Source organism: Luteimicrobium xylanilyticum (genome assembly GCF_009429125.1).
Lineage (GTDB): Bacteria > Actinomycetota > Actinomycetes > Actinomycetales > Cellulomonadaceae > Luteimicrobium > Luteimicrobium xylanilyticum.
Genome location: NZ_CP045529.1, coordinates 1,221,975 through 1,246,227, shown reverse-complemented (window position 1 = coordinate 1,246,227; position 24,253 = coordinate 1,221,975). Strand labels below are relative to the sequence as shown.

The following is a 24,253-nucleotide window of genomic DNA, read 5'->3' as shown; positions in this document are numbered from 1 at the left end:
TGGCACCCGTGAGACGACGCCGCACCTGCGGCGCTCGTGCGCGAGGATGGGCCCCATGCCCACACCTGCCGAGTCCTGGTCCGCGCTGCGCGAAGGCAACGCCCGGTTCGTCCGCGACGAGATGGCGCACCCGTCCCAGGACACGACGCGCCGACAGGAGACCGCGCTCGCTCAGCACCCCTTCGGCGTCGTGTTCGGCTGCTCGGACTCGCGCGTCGCGTCGGAGCTCATCTTCGACCAGGGCCTCGGCGACCTGTTCGTCGTCCGGAACGCCGGCCACGTGGTCGACCCGGCTGTGCTCGGCTCGATCGAGTTCGGCGTGGAGATCCTCGGCGCGAACCTCGTCGTCGTGCTGGGCCACAGCTCGTGCGGCGCGGTCGCCGCCGCCGCCAGCACGCTCCGGACGGGCGAGGAACCGCCCGGGTTCGTCCGCGCCGTGACGGACGGCGTGATCCCGTCGATCGTCGGCCTCACCGCCCAGGGCCCCGAGGCGTTCGCCGCGATGGACGAGGCACTGCTCCTGAGCGCGCACGTGCGCCACACGGTCGCCGCGCTGCCGGCCTACTCGGCGGCCCTGCGCACCGCGGTCGACGAGGGTCGCTGCGCGATCGTCGGGGTCGAGTACGACCTGCGGGAGGGCGAGGCCCGGCTCGTCGCGGTCGCGGGCGACGTGGGCGAGACCCCGGTCGCCTGATGCGCCGCGTCACCGTCCGCAACGCGACCTTCCAGCAGTGGGAGACGCTGCTGACCAACCGCACCAAGCGGCACCGCGCCGGGCACGTCCTGGTCCAGGGCGTGCGGCCCCTCACGGTCGCGGTCGAGTCGGGGCTCGCGGTGCGCGAGTGGCTCGTCGACGGCGACCGCGCGTTGTCGTCGTGGGCCAGCGAGCTCACGGCCCGCGTGCGCGCCCCGCGGTACGCGGTCGCACCCGAGCTCCTGCGCGAGCTCGGCGGCAAGGAGGACTCCGCCCCCGAGGTGCTGGCCGTCGTCGCCCTGCCGGGTGACGACCTCGCGCGCCTCCCCGCCCGCGCGGCCGACGACGGCGCGCCCCTCCTCGCGGTGGCGCTCGACCGGCCCACGAGCCCCGGCAACGTGGGCACGGTCGCACGGTCCGTCGACGCGTTCGGTGGGCACGGCGTCGTCGTGACCGGGCACGCGGCCGACCCGTACGACCCGAAGGCCGTCCGCGCGAGCACCGGGTCGGTGTTCGCGGTGCCGGTCGTGACCGCGGCGTCCGCGGGCGTCGTCGTCGACGCGCTCGACACCGGGACCCCGCTCCAGGTCGTCGGCACCGACGAGGCGGGCGACGTCGAGCTCGCCGACGTCGACCTCACGCTCCCGACGCTCGTCGTGACTGGCAACGAGACGCGCGGGCTCAGCGCGCAGTGGCGCGACGCGTGCGACGTCGTCGCCCGGATCCCCATGCGGGCGAGCGCGGCGAGCTCGCTCAACATGGCGAGCGCGACCGCCGTCGTGCTGTACGAGTCGCTGCGGCAGCGGGGGACGACCCAGCGCCCGCCCGTGTGACACCGCTCACACCGACCCGACGCACGCGCGGGGGCACCCCGTCGCCTGCGGCACGATAGGGAGCATGACTTCTTCACCGACCGCAGTCGAGGGCGACAGCACGGGTACCCCCGAGTACCGCATCGAGCACGACACGATGGGCGAGGTCCGCGTCCCCGCGGCCGCCCTGTACCGGGCCCAGACGCAGCGCGCCGTCGAGAACTTCCCCATCTCCGGCACGCCCCTCGAGCGCTCGCACATCGAGGCGCTCGCACGCATCAAGAAGGCCGCGGCCCGCGCCAACGCCGAGCTCGGCGTGCTCGACCAGGACGTCGCCGACGCGATCGTCGCCGCCGCCGACGCCGTCGCGTCCGGCGCGCACGACGGCGACTTCCCCGTCGACGTCTACCAGACGGGCTCCGGCACGTCGTCGAACATGAACACCAACGAGGTCCTCGCGACGCTCGCCACCCGCAGCCTCGGCCGCGACGTCCACCCGAACGACCACGTCAACGCGTCGCAGTCCTCCAACGACGTCTTCCCGACGTCCGTGCACGTCGCCGCGACGGCGGGCGTCGTCCGCGACCTCGTGCCCGCGCTCGGCCACCTCGCCGAGGCCCTCGAGGCCAAGCGCGACGCGTGGGCCGGCGTCGTGAAGTCGGGCCGCACCCACCTCATGGACGCCACCCCCGTCACCCTCGGCCAGGAGTTCGGCGGCTACGCCGCCGCGATCCGGTACGGGATCGAGCGCCTCGAGTCCGCGCTCCCCCGCGTCGCCGAAGTCCCGCTCGGCGGCACCGCCGTCGGCACCGGCATCAACACGCCCGCCGGGTTCCCGCAGCGTGTCATCGCGCTCCTGCGCGAGGACACCGACCTGCCGCTCACCGAGGCCCGCGACCACTTCGAGGCCCAGGGCGCCCGCGACGGGCTCGTCGAGCTCTCCGGCGCGCTGCGCACCGTCGCCGTGAGCCTGACCAAGATCTGCAACGACCTGCGCTGGATGGGCTCCGGCCCCAACACCGGGCTCGGCGAGCTCGCCATCCCCGACCTGCAGCCGGGATCGTCGATCATGCCGGGCAAGGTCAACCCCGTCATCCCCGAGGCCGTCCTGATGGTCGCCGCTCGCGTCGTCGGGAACGACGCGACGGTCGCCTGGGCCGGGGCCAGCGGCTCGTTCGAGCTCAACGTCCAGATCCCCGTGATCGCCCAGGGCGTCCTCGAGTCGCTGCGTCTCCTCACCAACGCGTCCCGCGTCCTGGCCGACAAGACGGTCGCCGGGCTCGAGGCCAACGTCGACAAGGCCCGCGCGTACGCCGAGTCGTCGCCGTCCATCGTCACTCCCCTCAACCGCGTCATCGGGTACGAGGCCGCCGCCAAGGTCGCCAAGCACGCCGTCGCGTCCGGGGTCACCGTCCGCCAGGCCGTGGTCGACCTCGGGTTCGTGGAGCGGGGCGAGGTCACCCTCGAGCAGCTCGACACGGCGCTGGACGTGCTCTCCATGACGAGGCCGCCGCAGGGCTGAGCGCGGTCCGACGAGAGCGGGGCCAGGGTTGACCTTCCACCGGACTCCGCTCTCGTCGTCCCTCCGGCCGCCGTGCGGTCACCCGGCACGGACGGAACGGGGGCGACGCCGCCGGGCGAGGAGCGGCAACGCGCTCAGCGCGACGAGCGGCAGCCCCCACAGGGCCGCGGTCACGTAGCCGTGCTCGGGCGGCACCAGGGCACCCGTCGGCGTCGCGGCCGCGAGGAGGGCGCCCGCGAGCGCGCTGCCCATGCTGAAGCCGACGGCCCGCACGACCTGGCTGACCGAGAGCACGCTCGCCGTCTCCGATACCGGGACCCCGACGAGCGAGAGCTGCGGCATGACGGCGGACACGCCGCCGACGCCCAGTCCGAGGACAGCCATCGCGGCCAGCAGCACGGCCGGCGTGCCCGGCGCGACCGCGAGCAGCGCCGCGGCCGCCGCGACCGCGAGCAGCCCGACCGCGAAGGTGCCGCGCGCCCCGGCCCGCCGCACGGAGCAGGGCACCAGGCGCCCGGCTGCGAAGCCGAGCACCGAGAACGGGATGAGGGCGGCCCCGGCCGCGACGCCGGACAGGCCGAACCCGTAGCCCGCCGAGGCCGGCGTCTGCGCGTAGCGGGTCAGGAGGCTGAACAGCAGGTACATGGCGACGCCCAAGACGAGGGTGGCCGCGTTCGCGCGGACGACCGGTCCGCGCCCGACGACCCGCAGATCGACGAGCGGGGCCTCGGCCCGCAGCTCGACGGCGACCCACGCCCCCAGCGCGACGACGGCGCCCACGAGCAGGGCGAGCCCTCGCCGCGGCGCGCTCCAGACGCCCGGGGCCGCGACGAGCAGGAGCACCCCGGCCGTGCCGGTCCCGAGCAACGCGGCACCGGCGACGTCCACCCGGGCCGACGGACCCGGCGTGTCGGGCGGGAGCGTGCGCCAGGCCACGAGCAGGGCAGCGAGAGCGAGGAACAGCCCGACCCCGTACGCCGCCCGCAGCCCCGCGAGCTGGTCGACGAGCCCGACGAACGGGTACCCGACCCCGATGCCCACGGTCGACGCGACCGCGAGGGTGCCGATCGTCGACGCCGCCCGGTCGGCGGGCAGCCGGTCCCGGGCGATCCCCATGAGCAGCGCCCCGACCCCGAGCCCGAGGCCCTGGAGCCCTCGGCCGACGAGGAGCAGGGCGAAACCCCACGGCAGGGCCGTGAGGACGCCGCCCACGACGACGGCCGAGATCCCGAGCAGGACCGTCGCCCGGCGCCGGGACCCGGCACCGAGCCTCCCGAGCACCGGGCTCGCGATCGCACCGGTGAAGAGCGTGACGGTCAGGGTCCACTGCGCGGCGGCCAGTGACACCCCTGTCGACGTCGCGACCGACGTGATCAGCGGAGCCCCGACGCTCCCGACGACGGCCATACCGAGGGCGACCGCCACGAGGGAGCGCTCGAGCCGACGTCCGGGCGCCGGGTCGCTCACCGGTTGGTCGCCGTCGTGACGTGCTCGAACAGCCCGGGCCGGATGCGGGTCCGGATCCCACGGGCCCACGGCTCGTCGACGTCCGCCGCAGCGAGCGCCGCGCCGCTGTTGAGCAGCATCCCGAAGGCGAGGAACGACTTGAGGGTCACGTCGTCGAGCCCGGTCGTCGCGACCGCGTCCCACAGGCGCGCGAACCGGGACCGCACGACGTCGCGGACCTCGTCGTCGCCGCAGGCCGCGAAGCCCTGGAGCTGGAGGAGCAGGGTGGTCCGGTCGGCGAGCAGCTCGTCGTAGCGCGCGCCCATCCGGCTCAGCGCGTCGAGGCCGTCCGACCCGTCCGGCAGCGCGGCTGCGGCGTCGCGCATGCCGTCGCTGAACCGGTCGAACGCGGCTCCGACGAGCTCGAGGAACAGCGCCTTCTTGGTGCCGAACATGCGGAACACGTACGCCTGGGTGATCCCTGCCTCGCGCGCGACCGCCTCGACCGAGGCGCCGTGCAGCCCGTGCGCCGCGAACTCTCTCGCAGCGATCGCAAGCAGCTGCGCGCGGCGCGCCTCCCTCGTCATCCGCTCTGTCACAGGAGGTGAAGTTACTAGTTAGTGACTACTAACTCAAGCCCCCCGACGGCGCGGTGTCGAGGCGGCGCGGTCGAGGTCAGTAGGCCACGGGGTCGAGCGTGCGCAGCACCACCCCGAGCAGCGCGCCGAGCTGATCCCGTTCGTCCACGGAGAGCGCCGAGACGGCGGCCGCCTCGCGCGCGACCTGCTCGGGGAAGAGACGGTCGACGAGCGCGATCCCCGCGGCCGTGAGCGCGACGAGGACGCCGCGGCGGTCCCGCTCGGGCACGGTCCGCTCGACGAGGCCCGCGCGCTCGAGCCGGTCGAGGCGCTTCGTGATCGAGGCGCCCGGGCTCTCGGTGACCGTCGTGATCTCCCGCGCCCGCAGCGGGTGGTCGGCGCGCCGGAGGGCCGCAAGCAGCTCGAACTCCCCGCGCGTCAGCCCCTCCTCGTCGAGCGCGCGGTCGTGAGCGTGCCCGACGAGGGCCCCGATCCGCAGGACGCGCGCCACGACCTCGGCGGGCGAGGTGTCGAGGCCGGGGATCCGCTCGCCCCACTGGGCGCGCAGCCGGTCGACGTAGTCGTGGTGACCGTCCTCTCGAGCCTCCATGTGAGCAAGGATACGATTCTTTGTTCCTTCACTAGTAAATTATCGATGAACGAACGGCTAGACTGGTGCCGATGACTCTTGCCCCGACCCGACCCGCCGACCGCACCTCCCGCACCGTCTCGCCGCCGACCGCGCGCGCGACGGCGCGCCACCACCTGCAGCGCACGTGGCAGGCCACCCTCACCGTCAACCCCGGGAACGGGCGCGCCGACCTCGGCGTCGCCCTGCGCGCCGGCCTGACGGTCCTCGCCGCCCTCGCGCTCCTCGCTGCCATCGGGCACCGCGAGCTCGCCGGGTTCGCCGCGCTCGGGGCGATCGTCGCCGTGTACGGGCGGCTCGCGGACCCGGTCGCGCGCCTGACGGTCGTGGGCGGCGCCGGCGTCCTGCAGGTCGCGACCATGGCGCTGGCGAGCGGCACCGGCTGGCTCGTGGCGAGCACCGGGTCGGCGACCCTCGAGGCGTGGACCGTCCCCGTCGCCCTGGGACTGATCGCGGCGCTCGCGTGCGCGGGCACGGCCTGGTTCCGCACCGGCCCGCCCGGCCCCACGCTCGTGGTCTTCGCCGCGGCCGGCGGCCTGACCGCCCCGGCCACCGTGGGGGGCATCGGAGCACGGAGCCTCGCGACGGCCACCGGTGTGGTGCTGGCGCTCCTCGTCGCGGCGATCCCGGCGGTTCGCGCCGTCGCCAGGCGGGTGCAGGAGCGCTCGCCGCTGCTGCCCGCCCACCCGCCCGTGCCGGCGTGGCACGCCGAGGCGCTCCGGACCGGCGTCGGCTCCCTCGTCGGTGCGGTGGTCGCGCAGTCCGTCGGGCTCGGGCACCCGGGCTGGGCCGCCGTCGGCGCGACCGCGGTGCTGCAGGGCGTGTCCCGCAGCCACATGGTCGTGCGGGCGCTCCACCGCGGCGCCGGGACAGCCGCCGGTGCAGTCCTCGCCTGGCTCGTCCTCGACGCGCACCTGTCGTTCTGGGTGCTCGCGCTCGTCGTCGCGGCGCTGCAGGTCGTCACCGAGCTGATCGTCGTCCGCAACTACGCCGTCGCGATGCTCACCATCACCCCGATGGCGCTGCTCATGTCGTCGCTCAGCGGCGTTGTCGACGCGGGCACGCTCGCCGCCGACCGCGCCGTCGACACCCTCCTGGGCGTCGTCGTCGGGGTGATCGTCGTGCTCGTCGTACCGTTCCGCGAGCGCCCGGTTCAGGCGCCCTCGACCGCGCGCTTGTAGAACGTCGCGGACGCGTCGTACCCGATCGCGCGGTAGAAGTCCCCTGCCCGGCGCGACGCGAGCGACACGTAGGCCGCGCCGCACTCGGCCGCCCAGGCCTCGACGGCCCGCACCAACGCACGCCCGACGCCGCCCGTCCCCCGCCGGTCCGCGGCGACCACGACCTCCTGCACCCACGCGACCGGGGCGTCGGCGAAGAACGTCGGCTGGAGCTGGGCGAGCAGGTAGCCGACGACGGCGCCGCCCGCCTCCGCGACCAGGACACGTGCGTCCGGACGGATCACGGTCGCGGCGAGCGCCGTCGCGAAGCCGGCGCGCGTGGGCGTCGCCGTGCTGGCGAAGCCATCGACCAGCGGCCAGAGCGCCGCGGCGTCCCCGCACTGCGCCGACCGGACGACGACGCCCGCGGACCCCAGCGCCGCCGGCGAGCCCGGACGCTCGTCCGGCCGCGGGAAGAGCACGTGCACGTGCATGTCGTGGAAGCCGTCCTCGTGGAGCGCGGACGCGCGCTCGACGCCCTCCAACGCGAAACCGGAACGTGCCGCCACCCGGCACGACGCCACGTTGCCCACCGCGTGCTCGATCTCGAGCCGCCGCAGGCCACCCGCCTTCGCCCATCCGACGACCGCCTCGACCGCGGCGGTCGCGACGCCGCGACCCCGCGCGTCCGGAGCCGTCCAGTATCCGATCTCGGCGGTGCCGTCGCGGCCGTCGACATCGACCAGGGTGACGCGGCCCACGAGCGCCCCACCGTCGTCGTCGACGGCCCAGTGCGCCCCGGTGCGAGCGCCCCACTCCCCCGTCCAGCCCGCCACCAGCTCTCGTGCCTCATCGTCGTCCTCCACGGTGCGCGCGTGCCAGCGTCGGACGTCCGGGTCCGCGTATACCGCGCGGACGGCGGGGGCGTCGTCGGGCGTCCAGGGTCGCAGCCGCAGCCCGCCGCGAGCGCGCAGCACGGGCGGCGCAGGCGCGGAGAAGAGCGCCGCGAGGTCGACGGTCGGACCGGGCAGGATGGGCATGCGCGCACCGTACCGCCCCGGACGAATCGCGGCCCGAGACAGGAGTGATCGATGACGCCCGCCTTCTCCGAACGAGTCGCGACCCCTCGGTGGCGCGACGATGCCGTGGCCTGGGCGACCGGTCGCCTCGAGGCTGCGGGCCGGGCCGTGACCGGGCCGGCCGAGCAGCCGCGCGTCCGGCCGTGGTCGACCCAGCTCGTCCTCCCGACCGACCGCGGGACGGTCTGGTTCAAGGCGAACCAGCCGTACTTCGCGTTCGAGGCTGCCCTGCAGCACGTGCTGGCCGATCTCGTCCCGGGCGCCGTGCAGGCGCCGCTCGCCGTCGACCCGGACCACGGCTGGATGCTCACGGCCGACCACGGACCGTCGCTGGGCGACGACGGCCCGCCGACCCTCGACGCCTGGTGCGGGCTCGTGCGCGAGGGCGGACGGATCCAGCGGGCGCTCGTCCCGCACCGCGACCTCCTCCTCGGCGCGGGGCTGCCCGACTGCCCGCCCGAGCGGGCGGTCGACTGGTTCGACGAGCTGCGGGAGCTCCTGCGGGCGCTGCCGCCCGACCACCCGGGCCGCCTCGGGACACGGGACGACGCACGGCTCGACGCGGCCCGCGCCGAGGTCGTCGCCGCGTCGGAGGTTCTGGCCGCGTCGGGTCTGCCGGCCACCTGGAACCACGGCGACCTGCACCCCGGGAACGCGTACGCCGAGGCCGGCGCGATGCGGCTCTTCGACCTCGGCGACGGGCAGTGGTCCCACCCGCTCGAGATCCTCCTCGTGCCCCACCTCTGGCTGCGGGAGCAGGGGCTCGGTGCCCACGCGTCCGTCGTGACGGACGCGTGGGCCGAGGTGTGGGAGACCCAGGTCGACGACGAGCTCTGGTCCGCGGCGCGCGTCGTGCACGCGGTGAACCGCTCGCGCACCTGGTGGGGCTGGCTCGACGACACGACGCCCGACGAGCTCGCCCGCTACGGCGCCAAGCCCCGCGAGCAGCTCCTCGCCACGCTCAGACCTCGATCTGCTCCAGCATCTCCGTGACGAGCGCCGCGACCGCCGACCGCTCGGACCGGGTCAGCGTGACGTGCGCGAACAGCGGGTGCCCCTTGAGCGACTCGATGACCGCGGCGACGCCGTCGTGCCGGCCGACCCGCAGGTTGTCGCGCTGCGCGACGTCGTGCGTCAGCACCACCCGCGAGCTCTGCCCGATCCGCGAGAGCACCGTGAGCAGGACGTTCCGTTCGAGCGACTGCGCCTCGTCGACGATCACGAACGCGTCGTGCAGCGAGCGCCCGCGGATGTGCGTGAGGGGCAGGACCTCGAGCAGGTCGCGGTCGAGGACCTCCTCGACGACCTCACGCGACACGATCGCGCCGAGCGTGTCGAAGACGGCCTGCGCCCAGGGGTTCATCTTCTCGTTCTCGGTCCCGGGCAGGTAGCCGAGCTCCTGGCCGCCGACGGCGTACAGCGGCCGGAAGACCATGACCTTGCGGTGCTGCCCGCGCTCCAGGACGGCCTCGAGGCCCGCGCAGAGCGCGAGCGCCGACTTGCCGGTCCCGGCGCGTCCACCGAGCGAGACGATGCCGACGGCCTCGTCGAGCAGCAGGTCGATCGCGACCCGCTGCTCCGCGGACCGCCCGTGCAGCCCGAAGACGTCCTGGTCCCCGCGGACGAGCTGGACGTGCTTGTCGGGGGTGACCCGGCCGAGCGCCGAGCCGCGCGGGCTGTGCAGGACGAGCCCGGTGTGGCAGTGCAGGGGCGCCGCGGCCTCGACGGTCATGGGGTCGAGCGACGCGAGCTCGACGGACTCGGCCTCCCACAGGTGGTTCATCTGCTCGTCGGACAGGTCGAGCTCCGCCATCCCCGTCCAGCCGGAGTCGACCGCCAGCTCGGCGCGGTACTCCTCGGCCCGCAGCCCGACAGCCGAGGCCTTGACCCGCATCGGCAGATCCTTGGAGACGACGGTGACGACGGCACCCTCGGAGGCGAGGTTCGCCGCGACCGAGAGGATCCGGGTGTCGTTGTCCCCGAGCCGGAAGCCCGCGGGCAGGACCGTCGGGTCGGTGTGGTTGAGCTCGACGCGCAGCGTCCCCCCCACGTCGCCGACCGGGATCGGCGCGTCGAGCCGCCCGTTCTTGACCCGCAAGTCGTCGAGGAGCCGGAGCGCGCTGCGGGCGAAGTACCCGAGCTCGGCGTGGTGGCGCTTGGCCTCGAGCTCGGTGATGACGACGATCGGGAGGACCACGTCGTGCTCGGCGAACCGGAGCATGGCGCGCGGGTCGGACAGGAGCACCGACGTGTCGAGGACGAACGTCCGACGACCGTCCGGCGCGCCTGGCGCCTCCGTCGTGCTGAACATCTCCGTCGTGGCGGGCGAGGTCTGGTCCACGGCAGGCTCCCTCATGCGGGTCTGCGGTCGGCCGGCCCGTGCCCGACGCCGTCGGGCCGGGACCGGCCCTCCCGCGCCTGGACCGCGAGAGCTCGCGGTGCACGATTCATGGGCTGGCCTCCCGTGGGCGACGAGGCGTCGCCCATGTCGGCAAACTACGCCCGTGTGATTCGCCTGGCACGGCAGGAGGCGCCCGTGTCGCCGAGCCGTCACGAGAAGTTAACCCGGGCCTCCGGGTACGCCGACGGCCCGGCCCGCAGGGAGCGGACCGGGCCGTCGGACGATGCCCCAGGTCAGACGGCCGCGGGCTCCTCCGAGGCCTCTCCGGCCCCGGCCGCCGGGACCGCGTCGTCGGACGCGCGCCGGGTCGGCGACATGAACAGGGCGGCCACGCCGCCGGCGACGAGCGCGGCGACGACGAGCAGGAGCGTGTCCTTGACCGCGACGGTGAAGCCGTCTCCCACGGCCTGCTGGGCGGCCGCGCCGATCCGCTTCGCCGCCTCGCCGGTGACCCCGGCGGGAGGCTGGAAGCCCTGCTGGATCGTGTCGGCCGACACGTCGCCGCCCGAGAAGATCGTGGCGAAGGGCTGCCGGAGGTCGGCGGGCAGCCCCGCCGCGACGTCGTGCGCAGCGTTCGGGATGGTGGTCGCGAGCCGTCCTGTTAGCATCGCGACGATGGCCGCGGAGCCCACGACGCTGCCGACCTGGCGGATGGTGTTGAACGCGCCCGCGCCGGCGCCCGCGGTGCGGTGGTCGAGACCCGCGGTCGCGAGGTTGACCATGGGCGAGAACACCAGCCCGGTGCCGATGCCGAACGGGATCATGCACCAGATCAGCGTCGCCTCCGAGACGTCGGGGGTGAGGACCGAGTAGACGAGCAGCAGGGAGACGGCGATGAAGCCGAAGCCGGTCGCCACGACCCACTTGCCGTTGATGCGGTCGGACAGGCGACCCGCGAACGGCGCCACGATGCCGGACAGCAGCGAGGCCGGCAGGTTGACCATGGCGGCGGCGAGCGGGCTCAGTCCGAGGATCGACTGCAGGAAGATCGTCAGCGGGAAGAAGATCCCGAGCATCGCGAACGAGATCATGAAGGCCGAGACGTTGGCGAGCGAGAAGTTCCGGTAGTGGAAGAGGCGCAGCGGCAGCAGCGCCTTGTCGCCGAGCCGGTGCTGCCACACGAGGAACACGCCCAGCACGACGAGCCCGGCGCCGATGAGCTCCCAGATCGTGACGGGGCCCCAGATCTTGCCCCAGTCGTAGTTCTCGCCCTCCTGGAGGCCGAAGACGAGGAGGAACAGCCCGGCGACCGCCAGCAGCGTGCCGACCACGTCGAAGTACCGCTTGTGGGTCTCCAGGTGCGGCACCGTCACCACGGAGTAGACGATCGCGACGACGCCGACGGGGATGTTGACGTAGAAGATCCACTCCCAGCCCCAGTCCTCGACGATGAAGCCGCCCAGGACCGGCCCCGCGATGGTGGCGAGGCCCGCGACCATGCCCCAGATGCCGAGGGCGGCGCCGCGGCTCTTGGCGGGGAAGACGCGCGTGATGACCGCCATCGTCTGTGGGGTCATGAGCGCCGCCCCGACGCCCTGGATGACGCGGGCGGCGATGAGGAGGCTGATCGAGTCGGCCAGGCCGCAGAGCGCGGAGGCGGCGGTGAAGACGACGAGCCCGGACAGGAAGAGCATCCGGGGGCCGTACCGGTCGCCGAGACGGCCCGCAGGCAGCATGAGGACGGCGAACGAGAGCAGGTAGCCGCTGTTCACCCAGCCCACCGAGGTGAGGTCGGCGTCGAGCGACTTCTGGATCGAGGGGACGGCGATGTTCACGATGGTCATGTCGACCATGACCATGAAGAAGCCCATCACGAGCGGCGGGAGCACGCTCCACGGGCTGCGACCCTTGAGGTCGACGAGCGGGGTGGTCATACGAGGTCCTTCGCTGGGGACGACGCGTCGGCGTCGTCGGTCGGGTTGCTTGCGGTGCCGGTGGGCCCGTCGGGGTCCGGGATCGCGTCGGGCGCGACGTGCGGGGCCGTCCAGTCGAGCTCGCCCGACGCGATCTCCGCGACGGTCCGCTCGATCCAGGCGATCTGCGCGCCGAGCTGGTGGAGCTCGAAGAACGCGTCGAGCAGGAAGCGCCTCGGGACGCCGCGGGCGACGGCCGAGCGGAGACCCGCGTCGGCGGCGACGTGCCCGTCCCGGAGGGTCTCGAGGCGTTCGCCGAGGAGCGCCTGCACCTCGTCGGCCCCGAGCGAGTCCGCCTGGCCGAGCCCGACGTCGAAGGACGGGTACTCGGACGTGACGGTGCGCAGCAGGTCGCGCGTGCGGCGCCGGTGCTCGGCCCGGCCGTCGTCGGTGATCTCGTAGGTGGTGCGCTCGGGCCGCGCACCCTCCCGGTCGGTGCCGAGGGGTGCGACGTACCCCTCGCGCTCGAGCCGCTCGACGGCGTGGTAGATCGACCCGACGCTCGTCGGGACGCGCAGGTCGTCGCGGTGCTTGCGCATGATCCGGAGGATCTCGTAGGGGTGCAGCGGCCCCTCGTCGAGGAGGCCGAGCACGATCAGCGCGATGGAGGACAGCTCGCGGCGAGCCATCGGTCACCCCCTTGCGGAGTCTCGAAGGGTTCGGCGGGTGTTCCGGTTGGAATAATGACTCAAGGAATATAGATCCGGAGGCCGGCTCCGTCAAGACGTCCAGCCTCCTCTCGCCCACCCACACCCGGCTAGGGTCGGGACGTGACCGAGCTCCACGACCTCGACGCCCTCGCCCTCGCGGCCTCGCTCCGCCGCGGCGACACCTCCGCGACCGACGTGGTCGAGCACACGCTCGACCGCGCGGAACGGCTCGGCCCGGCCGTGGGTGCGTTCGTCACCCTCACCCCCGACCTCGCCCGAGCGCAGGCGCGCGCCGCCGACGACGCGCTCGCCGCCGCCCGTCGCGACGGCACCACCGGCGCGCTCCCCCGGTTCCTCGGGGTCCCCCTACCGATCAAGGACCTCACGATGGTCGCGGGGGTACCGATGGCAGCCGGCTCGGCCGCCCTCCAGGGGTTCGTCCCGCCCGTGGACGACGGCGTCGTCACGCTCCTGCGGGAGGCCGGGACGGTCATGGTCGGCAAGACCAACACCCCCGAGCTCGGGCTGCCGCCCTACACCGAGCCCGACGTCGCCCCGCCGGCCCGCACGCCGTGGGACCTCGCCCGGTCGGCCGGCGGGTCGAGCGGCGGAGCGGCTGCGGTCGTGGCGGCCCGCATCGTGCCCGTCGCGCACGGCAACGACGGCGGCGGCTCGCTGCGGATCCCCGCGAGCGCCACCGGGCTCGTCGGGCTCAAGCCGAGCCGGGGACGGGTGAGCTGGGGGCCGCACGCGGTGGACGGCGTCGGGCTGGCGGCGCACGGCGTCCTCACCCGCACCGTGCGCGACACGGCCGCGTTCCTCGGCGTCCTGGCGGTGAACCGGCCGGGCGACACGTTCGTGGCCCCCGGCGGCCCGGGCCCGGCCGGGAGCTATCTCGCGGCCTGCGACACCCCGCCGCGGCCGCTCCGCGTCGGGGTGCTCACGACCCCGGTGATCACCGACGACGCCGAGGTGGACCCCGCGTGCCTGCGCGCCGTCGACCAGGCCGTCGCGCTCCTGGACGCGCTCGGTCACGACGTCGCCGAGGCACCCGTGCCGTTCCCGCCCGACGACTGGGACGCTTTCGCCGCGCTCTGGTCCGTGGGGGCGCTGTCGGCGCCGATCCCGTCCGAGGCCGAAGACCTGCTGACCCCGTTGACCCGCTGGTTGCGGGCGACGGGGCGCGAGCAGACCGGGCTCGCGTACGCGCAGGCGCTCGCCGGCATGCAGCGGGTCACGCAGCGGGTCGCGACGGCGTGGGACGCGTTCGACGTCGTCCTCACGCCGACGCTCGCGCAGCTCCCGGCCCCGATCGGGTCGATCCGCGACGACACCGACCCCGCCGGCGACTTCGCGGAGCAGTGCCGGTTCACGCCGTGGACGAGCATCGCGAACCTGACGGGCCGGCCGTCGGTGAGCCTCCCGCTCGGCTGGACCGAGGATCCGCTTCCGGTCGGCGTCATGCTCACCGGCAGGCTCGGGGACGACGCGCTGCTGCTCGCCCTGTCCGCCCAGCTCGAGTCGGCGGAGCCGTGGCACGACCGGACGGCGCCCGACCCGATAGCCTGACGTGCGGTGAGCCGGGAAGTCTGGTCGGCGTCCGTTCCCGCGCGCCTGGAGGTCCCGTGCCCAGCGATTCCGTGCTCACCCGCATCCGCCGCTTCGTCACCGACGAGCGCCGAGGCGGGGCGCTCCTCCTCGCGTCCGCGGTGGTCGCGGTCGTCTGGGCGAACACGCCCTGGCGGGCGACGTACGCGACGGTCGTCGGCGCCGTGCCCGGGGGCGACGCGCTCGCCGGGGTCCACCTCGACCTCACCCTCGCCACGTGGGCGTCCGACGGGCTGCTCGCGATCTTCTTCTTCGTCGTCGGGCTCGAGCTCAAGCAGGAGGTCGTCGCCGGATCGCTGCGCGACCCGCGTCGGGCCGCCGTCCCCGTGCTCGCGGCCGTCGGCGGCATGGCCGCGCCTGCGGTGCTCTACGTCGCGACGACGCTGCTCGACCACGACGGGGGCGCCCGGGCCGGGTGGGCCGTCCCGACCGCGACGGACATCGCGTTCGCGCTCGCGGTGCTCGCCGTGTTCGGGCGGGGTCTGCCGACGCCCGTGCGGACGTTCCTGCTGACGCTCGCCGTCGTCGACGACCTGCTGGCCATCGTGATCATCGCGTTCGTGCTGACCGCCCACGTCGCGGTCGGCGCACTGCTCGGCGGGCTCGCGTGCGTCGTCGCGTTCGGGGTCGTGGCACGGCTGCGACGCGCACCCTGGTGGCTGCTCGTCCCCCTCGCCGTGGCCGCGTGGGCGCTCGTGCACGCGAGCGGCGTGCACGCGACGATCGCCGGCGTGCTGCTCGGGTTCGCTGTCCCCACACGCGCGGTGCACGGCGAGCTGGTGGGCCGGGCCGAGCGGGCCGAGCACACCTGGCGGCCCATCGCGAACGGCGTCGCGCTGCCCGTCTTCGCGTTCTTCGCCGCCGGGGTCACCGTCGTCGGGGGCGTCGGCGGTGGCAGCGTGCTCGGGTCGCACGTCGCGGTCGGCGTGCTCGTGGGGCTCGTCGTCGGGAAGCCGCTCGGCGTCCTCGGCACGACCTGGCTCGCGGTCCGGCTCACCCCGCTGCGTCTCGCGCCCGGCGTCGGGCTGCGCGACATGCTGCCCGTCGGCGCGCTCACCGGCATCGGGTTCACCGTCGCGCTGCTCGTCGCCGAGCTCTCGTTCGACGCCACGACCCCGGACGGCGCGGTGCACGTCGCGCAGGCGAAGATCGCCGTCCTGGTCGCGTCGGTGGTCTCGGCGGGGATCGCGTCGGTCCTGCTGCGCCGGGACGCGGCGCGCGCACGCCCCGCGGACGTCAACGAGGACGGGATCCCGGACGACGAGCAGCTGCCGTAGCAGCCTGTGGCCCCGCTGTACCGCGACCTACGCGGGCGTAACCTGAGCGACGCAGGAGGGAAGTGTCTTTGGGAGGACGCCCGTGAGGGCGCCCGGAGAAGAGGATCACCACCCATGGCCTACGACGCCTCACGGCTCCGCCGCTACCTCGAGCACGACTTCACCTACGAGGCGGGCTTCCGCCGCAACGTCCAGCGCTTCGGCCAGGACGTCGCGGTCGTGGACCCGCCCACCGGCCGGACCCTCACCTACGCGGAGCTCGACGCCGTCGTCGAGCGGACCGCGTCGGCGCTCGCCGAGCGGGGCACCGGCCGCGGCGACCGGGTCGTGTACCAGCTCTTCAACTCGGTCGAGTTCGCCGTGCTCTACCTGGCGACGCAGCGGCTCGGGGCGGTCGGCGTGCCCGTCAACTTCCGGCTCGCTCCCGCCGAGACCGGGCACATCCTGCGCGAGTCCGCGCCCACGGTGTTCGTCTACGACGGGACGCTCGCCGCCACCGCCGCGCAGGCGCTCGAGATCGCGGGGGTCGCGCCGTCGGTCGTCGTCGTGGGCGAGCCCGGCGAGGGTGGGCCCGACGGCGCGACCGGCTTCGACGACGCGCTCGCCTCGGCCGGCGCCCCCGTGCCGCCGCTGCCCGACGACTTCTCCACGTACGAGGAGACGACGCGCCTGTACACGTCGGGCACGACGGGGCTGCCCAAGGGCGTGTCGCTGCCCTCGATCGTCGAGGTGATGTCCGCGCACGACGTGATCATGCACTTCCCGCTCGGCCCGACCGACCGCACCCTCAACATGACGCCCTGGTTCCACCGCGGCGGCCTGTACTCGGGCGGGCCGAACCCCGTCTTCTACGTCGGCGGGTCGGTCGTGCCGCTGCGGGCGTTCGACGCGGCGACCGTCCTCGACTGGGTCCCGGAGCACGGGATCACGTTCCTGATCGGGGCGCCGACCACGCTCGAGCTGCTCGCGGACGAGCAGGAGCGCAGCCCGCGCGACCTGTCGGGGCTGCGCGGCATCGTGACGATGGGCGCGCCGCTCGACCGGGCCGCGGCCCTGCGCTACCAGCGGCTCCTGACCCCGCGGATCTTCAACGGGTACGGCACCACCGAGGCGTTCTGGAACACGTTCCTGCGCCCCGAGGACCTGCCCGAGCACGCGGGCTCCGCCGGCCGCGCCTGCACCGACGACGACGTCCGCGTCGTCAAGGTCTTCCCGGACCGCAAGGCGGTGCCGGACGAGACCGTCGCGCCCGACGGCACCGAGATCGGCGAGGTGATCATGCGGTCGCCCAAGTCCGGGTTCTCGTACGTGGGGATCGACGACGACGAGAAGTTCGTGAACGGGTGGCTGTACCCGGGCGACCTCGCGACGTGGGACGCCGACGGCTTCGTGACCATCCTCGGCCGCAAGGACGACATGATCATCACGGGCGGGGAGAACGTGTACCCCGTGCAGGTCGAGGAGGTGCTCACGGAGCACCCCAAGGTCCGGGACGCGGCCGTCGTCGGGGTGCCGGACGAGCGGTGGGGGCAGCGCGTCGTGGCGTACGTCGTCGCGCACGACCCCGCGGACCCGCCGTCGCCCGAGGAGCTCGACCGGCACGCGGTCGACCACCCGGGCCTCGCGAACTTCAAGCGGCCGCGCGCGTACCGGGTCGTCGACGAGCTCCCGATGACGGCCACCGGCAAGAAGATGCACTTCAAGGTCGCCGAGCTCGCGTCGGAGGACGACGCCGACGGCGCGCTGACCGCGACTCCCTGAGCCCGCTACTCCCCCGCGCGCGGCCGGTGGCGCTCGAGGAACGTGTACACGTCCCACGTGTCGACGCCCGGGAACGCGCCCGTTGGCATCGCGGCGAGCATCGACGCGTGCGGGGCGGGCGCAGGCCAGACCTGCCCGTCCCACCGGTCCGCGATGACGCCCTCGGGCCGGCGGCAGCACGTCTCGTCGGGGCAGCGGGAGACGTCGCGGTGCGGGGTGTCGCGCCCGAGGAACCACTTGACCTCGGCGAACGGGACGCCGACGCTCACCGAGAACTCGCCGTCGGCGGTGCGCTGCGTGCGCGTGGTGCACCAGAAGGTGCCCGCGGGCGTGTCGGTGTACTGCGAGAACGGGCTGAGCCGGTCCTCGACGTCGAAGATCGTCCGGGCGGTCCAGTGCCGGCAGACCGGCTGCCCCTCGACGGCGCCGAGCGGGTCCGCGGGGAACCGGACGCCGTCGTTCTCGTACGCCTTGTGGATGACGCCGGACTCGTGGACCTTCATGAAGTGCACGCGCAGGCCGAGGCGTGCCGTCGCCAGGTTGGTGAACCGGTGGGCGGCGGCCTCGTAGGAGACGGCGAAGGCGTCGCGCAGGTCCTCGATCGAGATCTCCCGGCGGCTCTTCTGCTCGCTCAGGAGCGCCGCGGCGTCGTCCTCGGGCATGAGGACGGCGGCGGAGAGGTAGTTCGACTCGACGCGCTGGCGGAGGAACTCGGCGTAGTCGTGAGGCTCGGTGTGGCCGAGGACCTCGGCGGCGAGCGCCTGGAGGACGGCGGTGCGCGAGAAGCCGCCGCCCCGTGAGCCGCCGGGCAGGTAGAGCCGGTGGTGGCGCTGGTCGATGACCGACCGGGTGGTCTGCGGCAGGTCGCTCACGTAGTGCAGCGAGTAGCCGAGGTGCTCGGCGATCTGGGACGCGACGCGCTGGGAGATCGGTCCTCCGGCATGCCCGACGGCGGTGAGCAGCTCGCGCGCGGCCTGCTCGAGGTCGGCGAAGTAGTTGTCCTGCGCGCGCATCGATGCGCGGAGCTCGGTGTTGGCGCGGCGCGCCTCCTCGGGCGTCGAGGCGCGCTCGCGGTGCAGGCGCTCGATCTCGCGCTGGAGCCCGACGAGGGCCTCGAGCGCGTCGCCCGGCAGACCCTTGCCGACGCGGACGGGCGAGATGCCGAGCGCGTCGAAGAGGGGGCCGCGCTGGGCGCGTTCGAGCTCGATCTCGAGCGCCGCGCGACGGCTGGGGGGCTCGGTCGAGAACAGGTCGTCGAGCGTGGCGCCGAGCGCGCGCGCGATCTGCTGGAGCTGGGTGAACCGGGGCTCCCGCTTGCCGTTCTCGATCATCGACACCTGCGACGGCGCGCGGTCGATGGCGGCGGCGAGCTCGTCGAGCGTCATGCCCTGCTGCGTGCGCAGGTGCCGGATGCGGCGGCCGATCGTGAGCGCGTCGGGCTCGTCGGCGAGCGGGAGGTTCGAAACAGCTGCGACTGCCATGACTCATGCTGACACCCCGCGCCCCTTCCGTCCAGCAGAAGAAGCACGAAACTTCTTCGCCACGATTGCCACTCTGGGGCTTGCGGTGGCGCGAAGGTCGTTCCACAGGCAGTTCCGGCAGAAGTTCCACCGGACCGGCACCCAGCCCAGAGGAGACCACCGTGAGCACCCCGACGATCGTGACCCGCCGCCCCGAGCCCCGTCCGACGCCGCGTCCCGGCGACCAGCGCGAGACCGCGGCCGAGCTCGAGCGCACCTGGAAGACCGACCCGCGCTGGGCCGGCGTCGAGCGCACGTACACCGCCGAGGACGTCGTCGCGGTCCGCGGTCCCGTCCGCGAGGACCGGACGCTCGCCCGCCGCGGCGCCGAGCGCCTGTGGGAGGAGCTGCACGCCTCCGAGCGCTCGGGGCACAACGAGTGGGTCGCCGCGCTCGGCGCCCTCACCGGCAACCAGGCCGTCCAGCAGGTCCGCGCCGGCCTCAAGGCGATCTACCTGTCGGGCTGGCAGGTCGCCGCCGACGCGAACCTCTCCGGCCAGACGTACCCCGACCAGTCCCTCTACCCCGCGAACTCGGTGCCCGCCGTCGTGCGGCGCATCAACAACGCGCTGCTGCGCGCGGCCCAGGTCGAGGCCACCGACCCGAGCGGTGAGCACGCCCCGACGGACTGGATGGCCCCGATCGTCGCCGACGCCGAGGCCGGGTTCGGCGGCCCGCTCAACGCGTACGAGCTCATGCACCAGATGATCGAGGCCGGCGCGGCGGGCGTGCACTGGGAGGACCAGCTCGCGTCGGAGAAGAAGTGCGGGCACCTCGGCGGCAAGGTGCTCATCCCCAGCCGGCAGCACGTCCGGACGCTCAACGCGGCCCGGTTCGCCGCCGACGTCGCCGGGGTGCCGTCGATCATCGTGGCCCGGACGGACGCGCTCGCGGCCGACCTGCTGACCAGCGACGTCGACCCGCGCGACCAGGAGTTCACGACCGGCGAGCGGACGAGCGAGGGGTTCTACCGGGTGCGGAACGGCATCGAGCCGGTCATCGCCCGCGGCCTCGCGTACGCGCCGTTCGCCGACCTGCTCTGGGTCGAGTCCGGCGAGCCCGACCTCCAGCTCGCCCGGAAGTTCGCCGAGGCCGTCCACGCCGAGTTCCCGGGCAAGCTGCTCGCGTACAACTGCTCGCCGTCGTTCAACTGGAAGCGGCACCTGTCCGACGACGAGATCGCGAGCTTCCAGCGTGAGCTGTCGGCCATGGGCTACAAGTTCCAGTTCATCACCCTCGCCGGCTTCCACGCCCTCAACCACTCCATGTTCCAGCTCGCCCGCGACTACAACGAGCGCGCGATGAGCGCCTACGTCGACCTCCAGGAGGCGGAGTTCGCCGCCGAGGCCGACGGCTACACGGCCACCCGTCACCAGCGGGAGGTCGGCACCGGCTACTTCGACCGAGTCGCCACGGCCCTCAACCCCGACAGCGCCACGCTCGCGCTCGCAGGGTCCACCGAGACCGCCCAGTTCCACTGACCAGACCGCCGACGGCGACTCCGAAGGAGCCCGACATGACCACCACGATCGAGACCCCCACCCCTACCAGCTCCGATACCGGCGCGCTCACCGTGACCGGGACCCCCGGGCCCCGCCACGACGAGATCCTCACCCCCGAGGCCCTCGACTTCCTCGCCGCCCTGCACGACGCGTTCCTCGCCCGCCGCCACGAACTGCTCACGGAGCGCCAGCGCCGTCGTCGGCAGGTCGCGGACGGGATCGACCCGGACTTCCGGCCCGAGACCCGGCCGGTGCGCGACGACCCGAGCTGGGAGGTCGCCGGGCACCGGGGTGCCCCCGGGCTCGAGCGCCGGCTCGTCGAGATCACCGGCCCGACGGACCCGAAGATGACGATCAACGCCCTCAACTCGGGCGCCGACTGCTGGCTGGCCGACGCGGAGGACGCGTCGAGCCCGACGTGGGAGAACGTCGTCGGCGGGCAGCTCGCCCTGCACGACGCGATCCGCGGGCGCCTCGAGTTCGCCGGACCGGCCGGGCCGGACGGCGCTCCCGGCAAGCAGTACCGGGTGACCGCGGGCGACGATGGGCAGGACCTCGCGGGGCTGCCGACGATCGTCTTCCGGCCGCGCGGCTGGCACCTGACCGAGAAGCACCTGCGGTACACGGACCGCGCGGGTCGGCCGCAGGCCGCGTCGGCGTCGCTCGTCGACTTCGGGCTGTACTTCTTCCACAACGCGGCCGAGCTGGTCGCGCGGGGCCGCGGCCCGTACTTCTACCTGCCGAAGCTCGAGGGGTACCGCGAGGCGCGGCTGTGGAACGACGTGTTCGTGCTGGCGCAGGAGCTGGTCGGGATCGAGCAGGGCACGATCCGGGCGACGGTGCTGGTCGAGACGCTGCCCGCGGCGTTCGAGATGGAGGAGATCCTCTACGAGCTGCGCGAGCACTGCGCCGGGCTCAACGCGGGCCGCTGGGACTACCTGTTCTCGGTGATCAAGAGCTACCGCACCCGCGGGCCCCGCTACGTGCTCCCCGACCGGTCGCGCGTCACCATGACCGTGCCGTTCGTGCGGGCGTACACCGAGCTGCTGGTCGCCACCTGCCACCGGCGCGGCGCGCACGCCATGGGCGGGATGAGCGCTTTCATCCCCGACCGCCGCAACCCCGAGGTGAACGCGACGGCGTTCGCGCAGGTGTCCTCCGACAAGGCGCGCGAGGCCGGCGACGGCTTCGACGGGACGTGGGTCGCGCACCCCGACCTCATCCCCGTCGCGCGGGCCGAGTTCGAGGCCGTGCTCGGTCAGCGGCCGCACCAGCTCGACCGGCAGCGCCCCGACGTGCACGTCGAGGCCGCGGACCTGCTCGACGTCGCGTCCGCCCAGCCGTCCGACGGCACCACCGGCGTCACGGCCGCGGGCCTGCGGGCGAACGTGTCGGTGGGGATCCGCTACCTCGAGTCGTGGCTGCGGGGCGTGGGCGCGGCGGCCATCGACCACCTCATGGAGGACGCGGCGACCGCCGAGATCTCGCGGTCGCAGATCTGGCAGTGGGTGCACAACGGGACCGTCACGGAGACCGGGGTCAGGATCACGCGTGAGCGGGTCGAGGCCCTGATCGCCGAGGTCGCGGACGACCTGCCCCGGACGCCCGGGAACCGGGTCGACGACGCGGTGGCGGTGTTCCGGCACGTCGCGCTCGACGAGGACTACCCCACGTTCCTCACGATCCCGGCGTACAACCAGTTCCTCTCCTGAGCACGTACGAGCGGCGGCTGCTCAGCCGAGCAGCCGCCGCTCGTACGCCGCGGCCACCGCCGCGGCGCGGTCCCGGACACCGAGCTTCTCGTAGAGGTGGAGCAGGTGCGTCTTGACCGTCGCCTCGCTGATGAAGAGCTGGCGCGCCGCCGACCGGTTGGTCGCCCCGGCCGCGACGAGCCGCAGCACCTCGAGCTCGCGCGGGCTGAGCACGGGCTCCTCCGCCGCGGGCGCCCCGACGAGCCCCATGAGCGTGCCCGCGACCGACGGCGCCAGCACCGGCAGGCCCGCGGCGGCGGCCCGCACCCCGTCGACGAGGACGTCGCGCGGAGAGTCCTTGAGCAGGTAGCCCGTCGCACCCGCCTCGATGGCCGGGAGGACGTCTCGGTCGGCGTCGTAGGTGGTCAGGACGAGGACCCGCACCGCAGGGAACCGCCCCCGGACGTGCCCGATCGTCTCGACCCCGCCCATCCGGGGCATCCGCAGGTCCATGAGGACGAGGTCCACGCCCGGGTCGTCGTCGGGGGCGTCACGGGCGAGCGCGGCCAGGCGCGCGAGCGCCTCCTCTCCATCGCCCGCCTCCCCGACGACGTCGATGCCGGGCTCCGCGTCGAGGACGCCGCGCAACCCGTCCCGGACGACGGGGTGGTCGTCGACGAGCAGCACCCGTACGGTCCCCGAGGACGTGGTCATCAGAGCGTTCCCTTCTGTGTAGGCACCGACGCGCTCAGCGCGACACCCTCGCCGGGCGCCGCCTCGAGGGTGAGCGTCCCCCCGACGCGCGAGAGCCGGGCCACCATGCCGACGAGACCGTAGCCGCCGTCCGACGCGGGCGTGGTGCCGCCACGCCCGGGCGTGCGCTCCCCCGGCTCGAAGCCGACGCCGTCGTCACGGACGTCGAGCACGACGACGTCGGAGAGGTAGGTGAGCGTCACCCCCACCCGGGACGCGCGGGCGTGCTTGGCGACGTTCGTCAGCGCCTCCTGGGCGACGCGGAAGAGCGCCGATCCGACGTCGTCGGGCAGGGGCAGGACGGCGCCGGTGACCTCGAGCTGCACCGGGACTCCCGAGGCCCGGGTCCACTCGACGGCGTGCTCCGCGAGCGCCTCAGCGAGGGTGGCGCGCTCGAGCTGCTCGGGCCGCAGCGCCCGCACCGACCGGCGCGCCTCCGTGAGGCTCTCTCGCGCGAGCGCGCGGGCGCGGTCCAGGTGGGCGAGGCGGGCGCCGTCGTCGGGTGCGCCGTCGGCGGCCTCGAGCTGCGTCACGATGCCCGCGAGCCCCTGCGCGAGGGTGTCGTGGATCTCGCCGGCGAGGCGTTGCCGCTCGTCCTGGACGCCGGCCTCCCGGGCCTGCGCGACGAGCTGGGCGTGCAGGCCCGCGTTCTCGGCGATCACGGCCTCGAGGCGCAGGTTGGCCCGGGCCAGCTCGGCGTTGCGCTGGACCCCGCGCTCGATGTTCACGTACAGCGCCATCGCGATGCCGTAGTTCACGGCGGCGACGAGGAACCACACGAGGCAGGCGCCGAGGCTGTCCGGGAAGCCGCCGACCTGGGACGCTCCGAGCACGAGCGCGACCGGGACCACCGCCCAGGGCAGGGCACGGCGCGGCACCCGCTCGTCCGCGATCACGAAGCCCGTCCACGCGAAGACCGCGAACCACGGGTTGAACCCGGTGAGCACGGCGCTCAGCACGACGTGGATCGTGAAGATCACCCCGTCGCCGACCGCGCCGTAGCGCCGGGGACGGGCCGGGAACAGCAGCACCCACACCGCGGTCAGCGCCGTGAGCGCCAGCCCCACCTGCAGGCGGCGCGCCGACCCGTACCCGGACTGTTCCGAGAGCACCGCGAGGAGCGCCGACACAGCGAGCGCCGGCAGGAGGAGGCGGCGGCCGACCCGGTCGATGCGGGACCACCAGGGGTCCTCCGTCGAGTACGGCACCGCCACCTCCCGGCTGCTGGTCACGAGGA

20 protein-coding genes are annotated in these 24,253 nt (G+C 74.1%); 10 read left to right on the top strand and 10 right to left on the bottom strand.

Going from position 1 to position 24,253, the window contains the following annotated elements; all coding sequences use genetic code 11:
* Positions 1-55: 55 nt before the first annotated feature.
* The 3 genes from KDY119_RS05310 (at position 56) to KDY119_RS05300 (ending at position 3,028) form a co-directional block, all read left to right on the top strand.
* On the top strand, positions 56-694 hold the full coding sequence (locus KDY119_RS05310; protein ID WP_036952092.1) for a carbonic anhydrase: 639 nt from the start codon (positions 56-58) through the stop codon (positions 692-694).
* Positions 694-1,527, top strand: coding sequence for a TrmH family RNA methyltransferase (locus tag KDY119_RS05305; RefSeq protein ID WP_153022033.1), 834 nt, complete (start codon positions 694-696; stop codon positions 1,525-1,527). The genes KDY119_RS05310 and KDY119_RS05305 overlap by 1 nt, the downstream gene beginning before the upstream one ends.
* A 64-nt stretch (positions 1,528-1,591) precedes the next feature.
* Positions 1,592-3,028: a class II fumarate hydratase gene (locus KDY119_RS05300; RefSeq protein ID WP_036952099.1), complete on the top strand. Its 1,437-nt coding sequence runs from the start codon at positions 1,592-1,594 to the stop codon at positions 3,026-3,028.
* Between the two features lie 78 nt (positions 3,029-3,106).
* Here the strand turns inward: KDY119_RS05300 and KDY119_RS05295 are convergent, their stop codons facing one another.
* From KDY119_RS05295 to KDY119_RS05285, 3 genes are all read right to left on the bottom strand, one after another.
* The gene (locus KDY119_RS05295) at positions 3,107-4,495 is read right to left on the bottom strand and encodes an MFS transporter (protein WP_227994529.1); all 1,389 of its coding nucleotides are present in this window, start codon (positions 4,493-4,495) and stop codon (positions 3,107-3,109) included.
* Positions 4,492-5,073 carry a TetR/AcrR family transcriptional regulator gene (locus KDY119_RS05290; protein WP_227994528.1) on the bottom strand — a complete coding sequence of 194 codons (582 nt, stop codon included), beginning with the start codon at positions 5,071-5,073 and terminating at the stop codon, positions 4,492-4,494. Before KDY119_RS05290 ends, KDY119_RS05295 begins: the two co-directional genes overlap by 4 nt.
* A gap of 76 nt (positions 5,074-5,149) precedes the next feature.
* Positions 5,150-5,662 carry a MarR family winged helix-turn-helix transcriptional regulator gene (locus KDY119_RS05285; protein WP_153022032.1) on the bottom strand — a complete coding sequence of 171 codons (513 nt, stop codon included), beginning with the start codon at positions 5,660-5,662 and terminating at the stop codon, positions 5,150-5,152.
* A 71-nt stretch (positions 5,663-5,733) separates the two neighbouring features.
* Between KDY119_RS05285 and KDY119_RS05280 the strand changes: the two genes are divergently transcribed.
* Positions 5,734-6,882 (top strand): FUSC family protein, encoded by a 1,149-nt coding sequence (locus tag KDY119_RS05280; protein WP_153022031.1) that lies wholly within the window; start codon positions 5,734-5,736, stop codon positions 6,880-6,882.
* Here KDY119_RS05280 and KDY119_RS18825 read toward each other — a convergent pair.
* Positions 6,855-7,901 (bottom strand): GNAT family N-acetyltransferase, encoded by a 1,047-nt coding sequence (locus KDY119_RS18825; RefSeq protein ID WP_083890954.1) that lies wholly within the window; start codon positions 7,899-7,901, stop codon positions 6,855-6,857. The two genes, KDY119_RS05280 and KDY119_RS18825, sit on opposite strands and share 28 nt — an antisense overlap.
* A gap of 51 nt (positions 7,902-7,952) precedes the next feature.
* On the opposite strand from KDY119_RS18825, the gene KDY119_RS05270 reads away from it, so the two are divergent.
* Positions 7,953-8,933 carry a phosphotransferase family protein gene (locus tag KDY119_RS05270; RefSeq protein WP_148284217.1) on the top strand — a complete coding sequence of 327 codons (981 nt, stop codon included), beginning with the start codon at positions 7,953-7,955 and terminating at the stop codon, positions 8,931-8,933.
* On the opposite strand, the gene KDY119_RS05265 is transcribed toward KDY119_RS05270, so the two are convergent.
* From KDY119_RS05265 to KDY119_RS05255, 3 genes are all read right to left on the bottom strand, one after another.
* Positions 8,902-10,251, bottom strand: coding sequence for a PhoH family protein (locus KDY119_RS05265; protein WP_036952925.1), 1,350 nt, complete (start codon positions 10,249-10,251; stop codon positions 8,902-8,904). The two genes, KDY119_RS05270 and KDY119_RS05265, sit on opposite strands and share 32 nt — an antisense overlap.
* A 323-nt stretch (positions 10,252-10,574) precedes the next feature.
* Positions 10,575-12,215, bottom strand: a complete 1,641-nt coding sequence (locus KDY119_RS05260) for a DHA2 family efflux MFS transporter permease subunit (protein ID WP_051136709.1) — start codon at positions 12,213-12,215, stop codon at positions 10,575-10,577.
* On the bottom strand, positions 12,212-12,883 hold the full coding sequence (locus KDY119_RS05255; protein WP_051136710.1) for a PadR family transcriptional regulator: 672 nt from the start codon (positions 12,881-12,883) through the stop codon (positions 12,212-12,214). The genes KDY119_RS05260 and KDY119_RS05255 overlap by 4 nt, the downstream gene beginning before the upstream one ends.
* Before the next feature lie 141 nt (positions 12,884-13,024).
* Here KDY119_RS05255 and KDY119_RS05250 point away from each other — a divergent pair, with 141 nt between their 5' ends.
* The 3 genes from KDY119_RS05250 (at position 13,025) to KDY119_RS05240 (ending at position 17,550) form a co-directional block, all read left to right on the top strand.
* Positions 13,025-14,473 (top strand): amidase, encoded by a 1,449-nt coding sequence (locus KDY119_RS05250; RefSeq protein WP_153022030.1) that lies wholly within the window; start codon positions 13,025-13,027, stop codon positions 14,471-14,473.
* A gap of 56 nt (positions 14,474-14,529) precedes the next feature.
* On the top strand, positions 14,530-15,789 hold the full coding sequence (gene nhaA / locus KDY119_RS05245; RefSeq protein ID WP_036952120.1) for a Na+/H+ antiporter NhaA: 1,260 nt from the start codon (positions 14,530-14,532) through the stop codon (positions 15,787-15,789).
* 114 nt (positions 15,790-15,903) lie between these two features.
* A complete protein-coding gene (locus KDY119_RS05240) occupies positions 15,904-17,550 on the top strand; it encodes a class I adenylate-forming enzyme family protein (protein ID WP_153022029.1) in 1,647 nt (548 codons plus the stop codon).
* Positions 17,551-17,555: 5 nt separating this feature from the next.
* Here KDY119_RS05240 and KDY119_RS05235 read toward each other — a convergent pair whose 3' ends face one another.
* The gene (locus KDY119_RS05235) at positions 17,556-19,031 is read right to left on the bottom strand and encodes a helix-turn-helix transcriptional regulator (protein WP_153022028.1); all 1,476 of its coding nucleotides are present in this window, start codon (positions 19,029-19,031) and stop codon (positions 17,556-17,558) included.
* Positions 19,032-19,207: 176 nt separating this feature from the next.
* Between KDY119_RS05235 and aceA the strand changes: the two genes are divergently transcribed.
* Positions 19,208-20,551, top strand: coding sequence for an isocitrate lyase (aceA, locus tag KDY119_RS05230; RefSeq protein WP_407657433.1), 1,344 nt, complete (start codon positions 19,208-19,210; stop codon positions 20,549-20,551).
* Between the two features lie 35 nt (positions 20,552-20,586).
* On the top strand, positions 20,587-22,284 hold the full coding sequence (gene aceB, locus KDY119_RS05225) for a malate synthase A (protein WP_036952124.1): 1,698 nt from the start codon (positions 20,587-20,589) through the stop codon (positions 22,282-22,284).
* 21 nt (positions 22,285-22,305) lie between these two features.
* Here aceB and KDY119_RS05220 read toward each other — a convergent pair whose 3' ends face one another.
* Both KDY119_RS05220 and KDY119_RS05215 read right to left on the bottom strand, forming a co-directional pair.
* On the bottom strand, positions 22,306-22,977 hold the full coding sequence (locus KDY119_RS05220; protein WP_036952126.1) for a response regulator: 672 nt from the start codon (positions 22,975-22,977) through the stop codon (positions 22,306-22,308).
* Positions 22,977-24,248: a sensor histidine kinase gene (locus tag KDY119_RS05215; RefSeq protein WP_148284218.1), complete on the bottom strand. Its 1,272-nt coding sequence runs from the start codon at positions 24,246-24,248 to the stop codon at positions 22,977-22,979. Before KDY119_RS05215 ends, KDY119_RS05220 begins: the two co-directional genes overlap by 1 nt.
* Positions 24,249-24,253 lie beyond the last annotated feature (5 nt).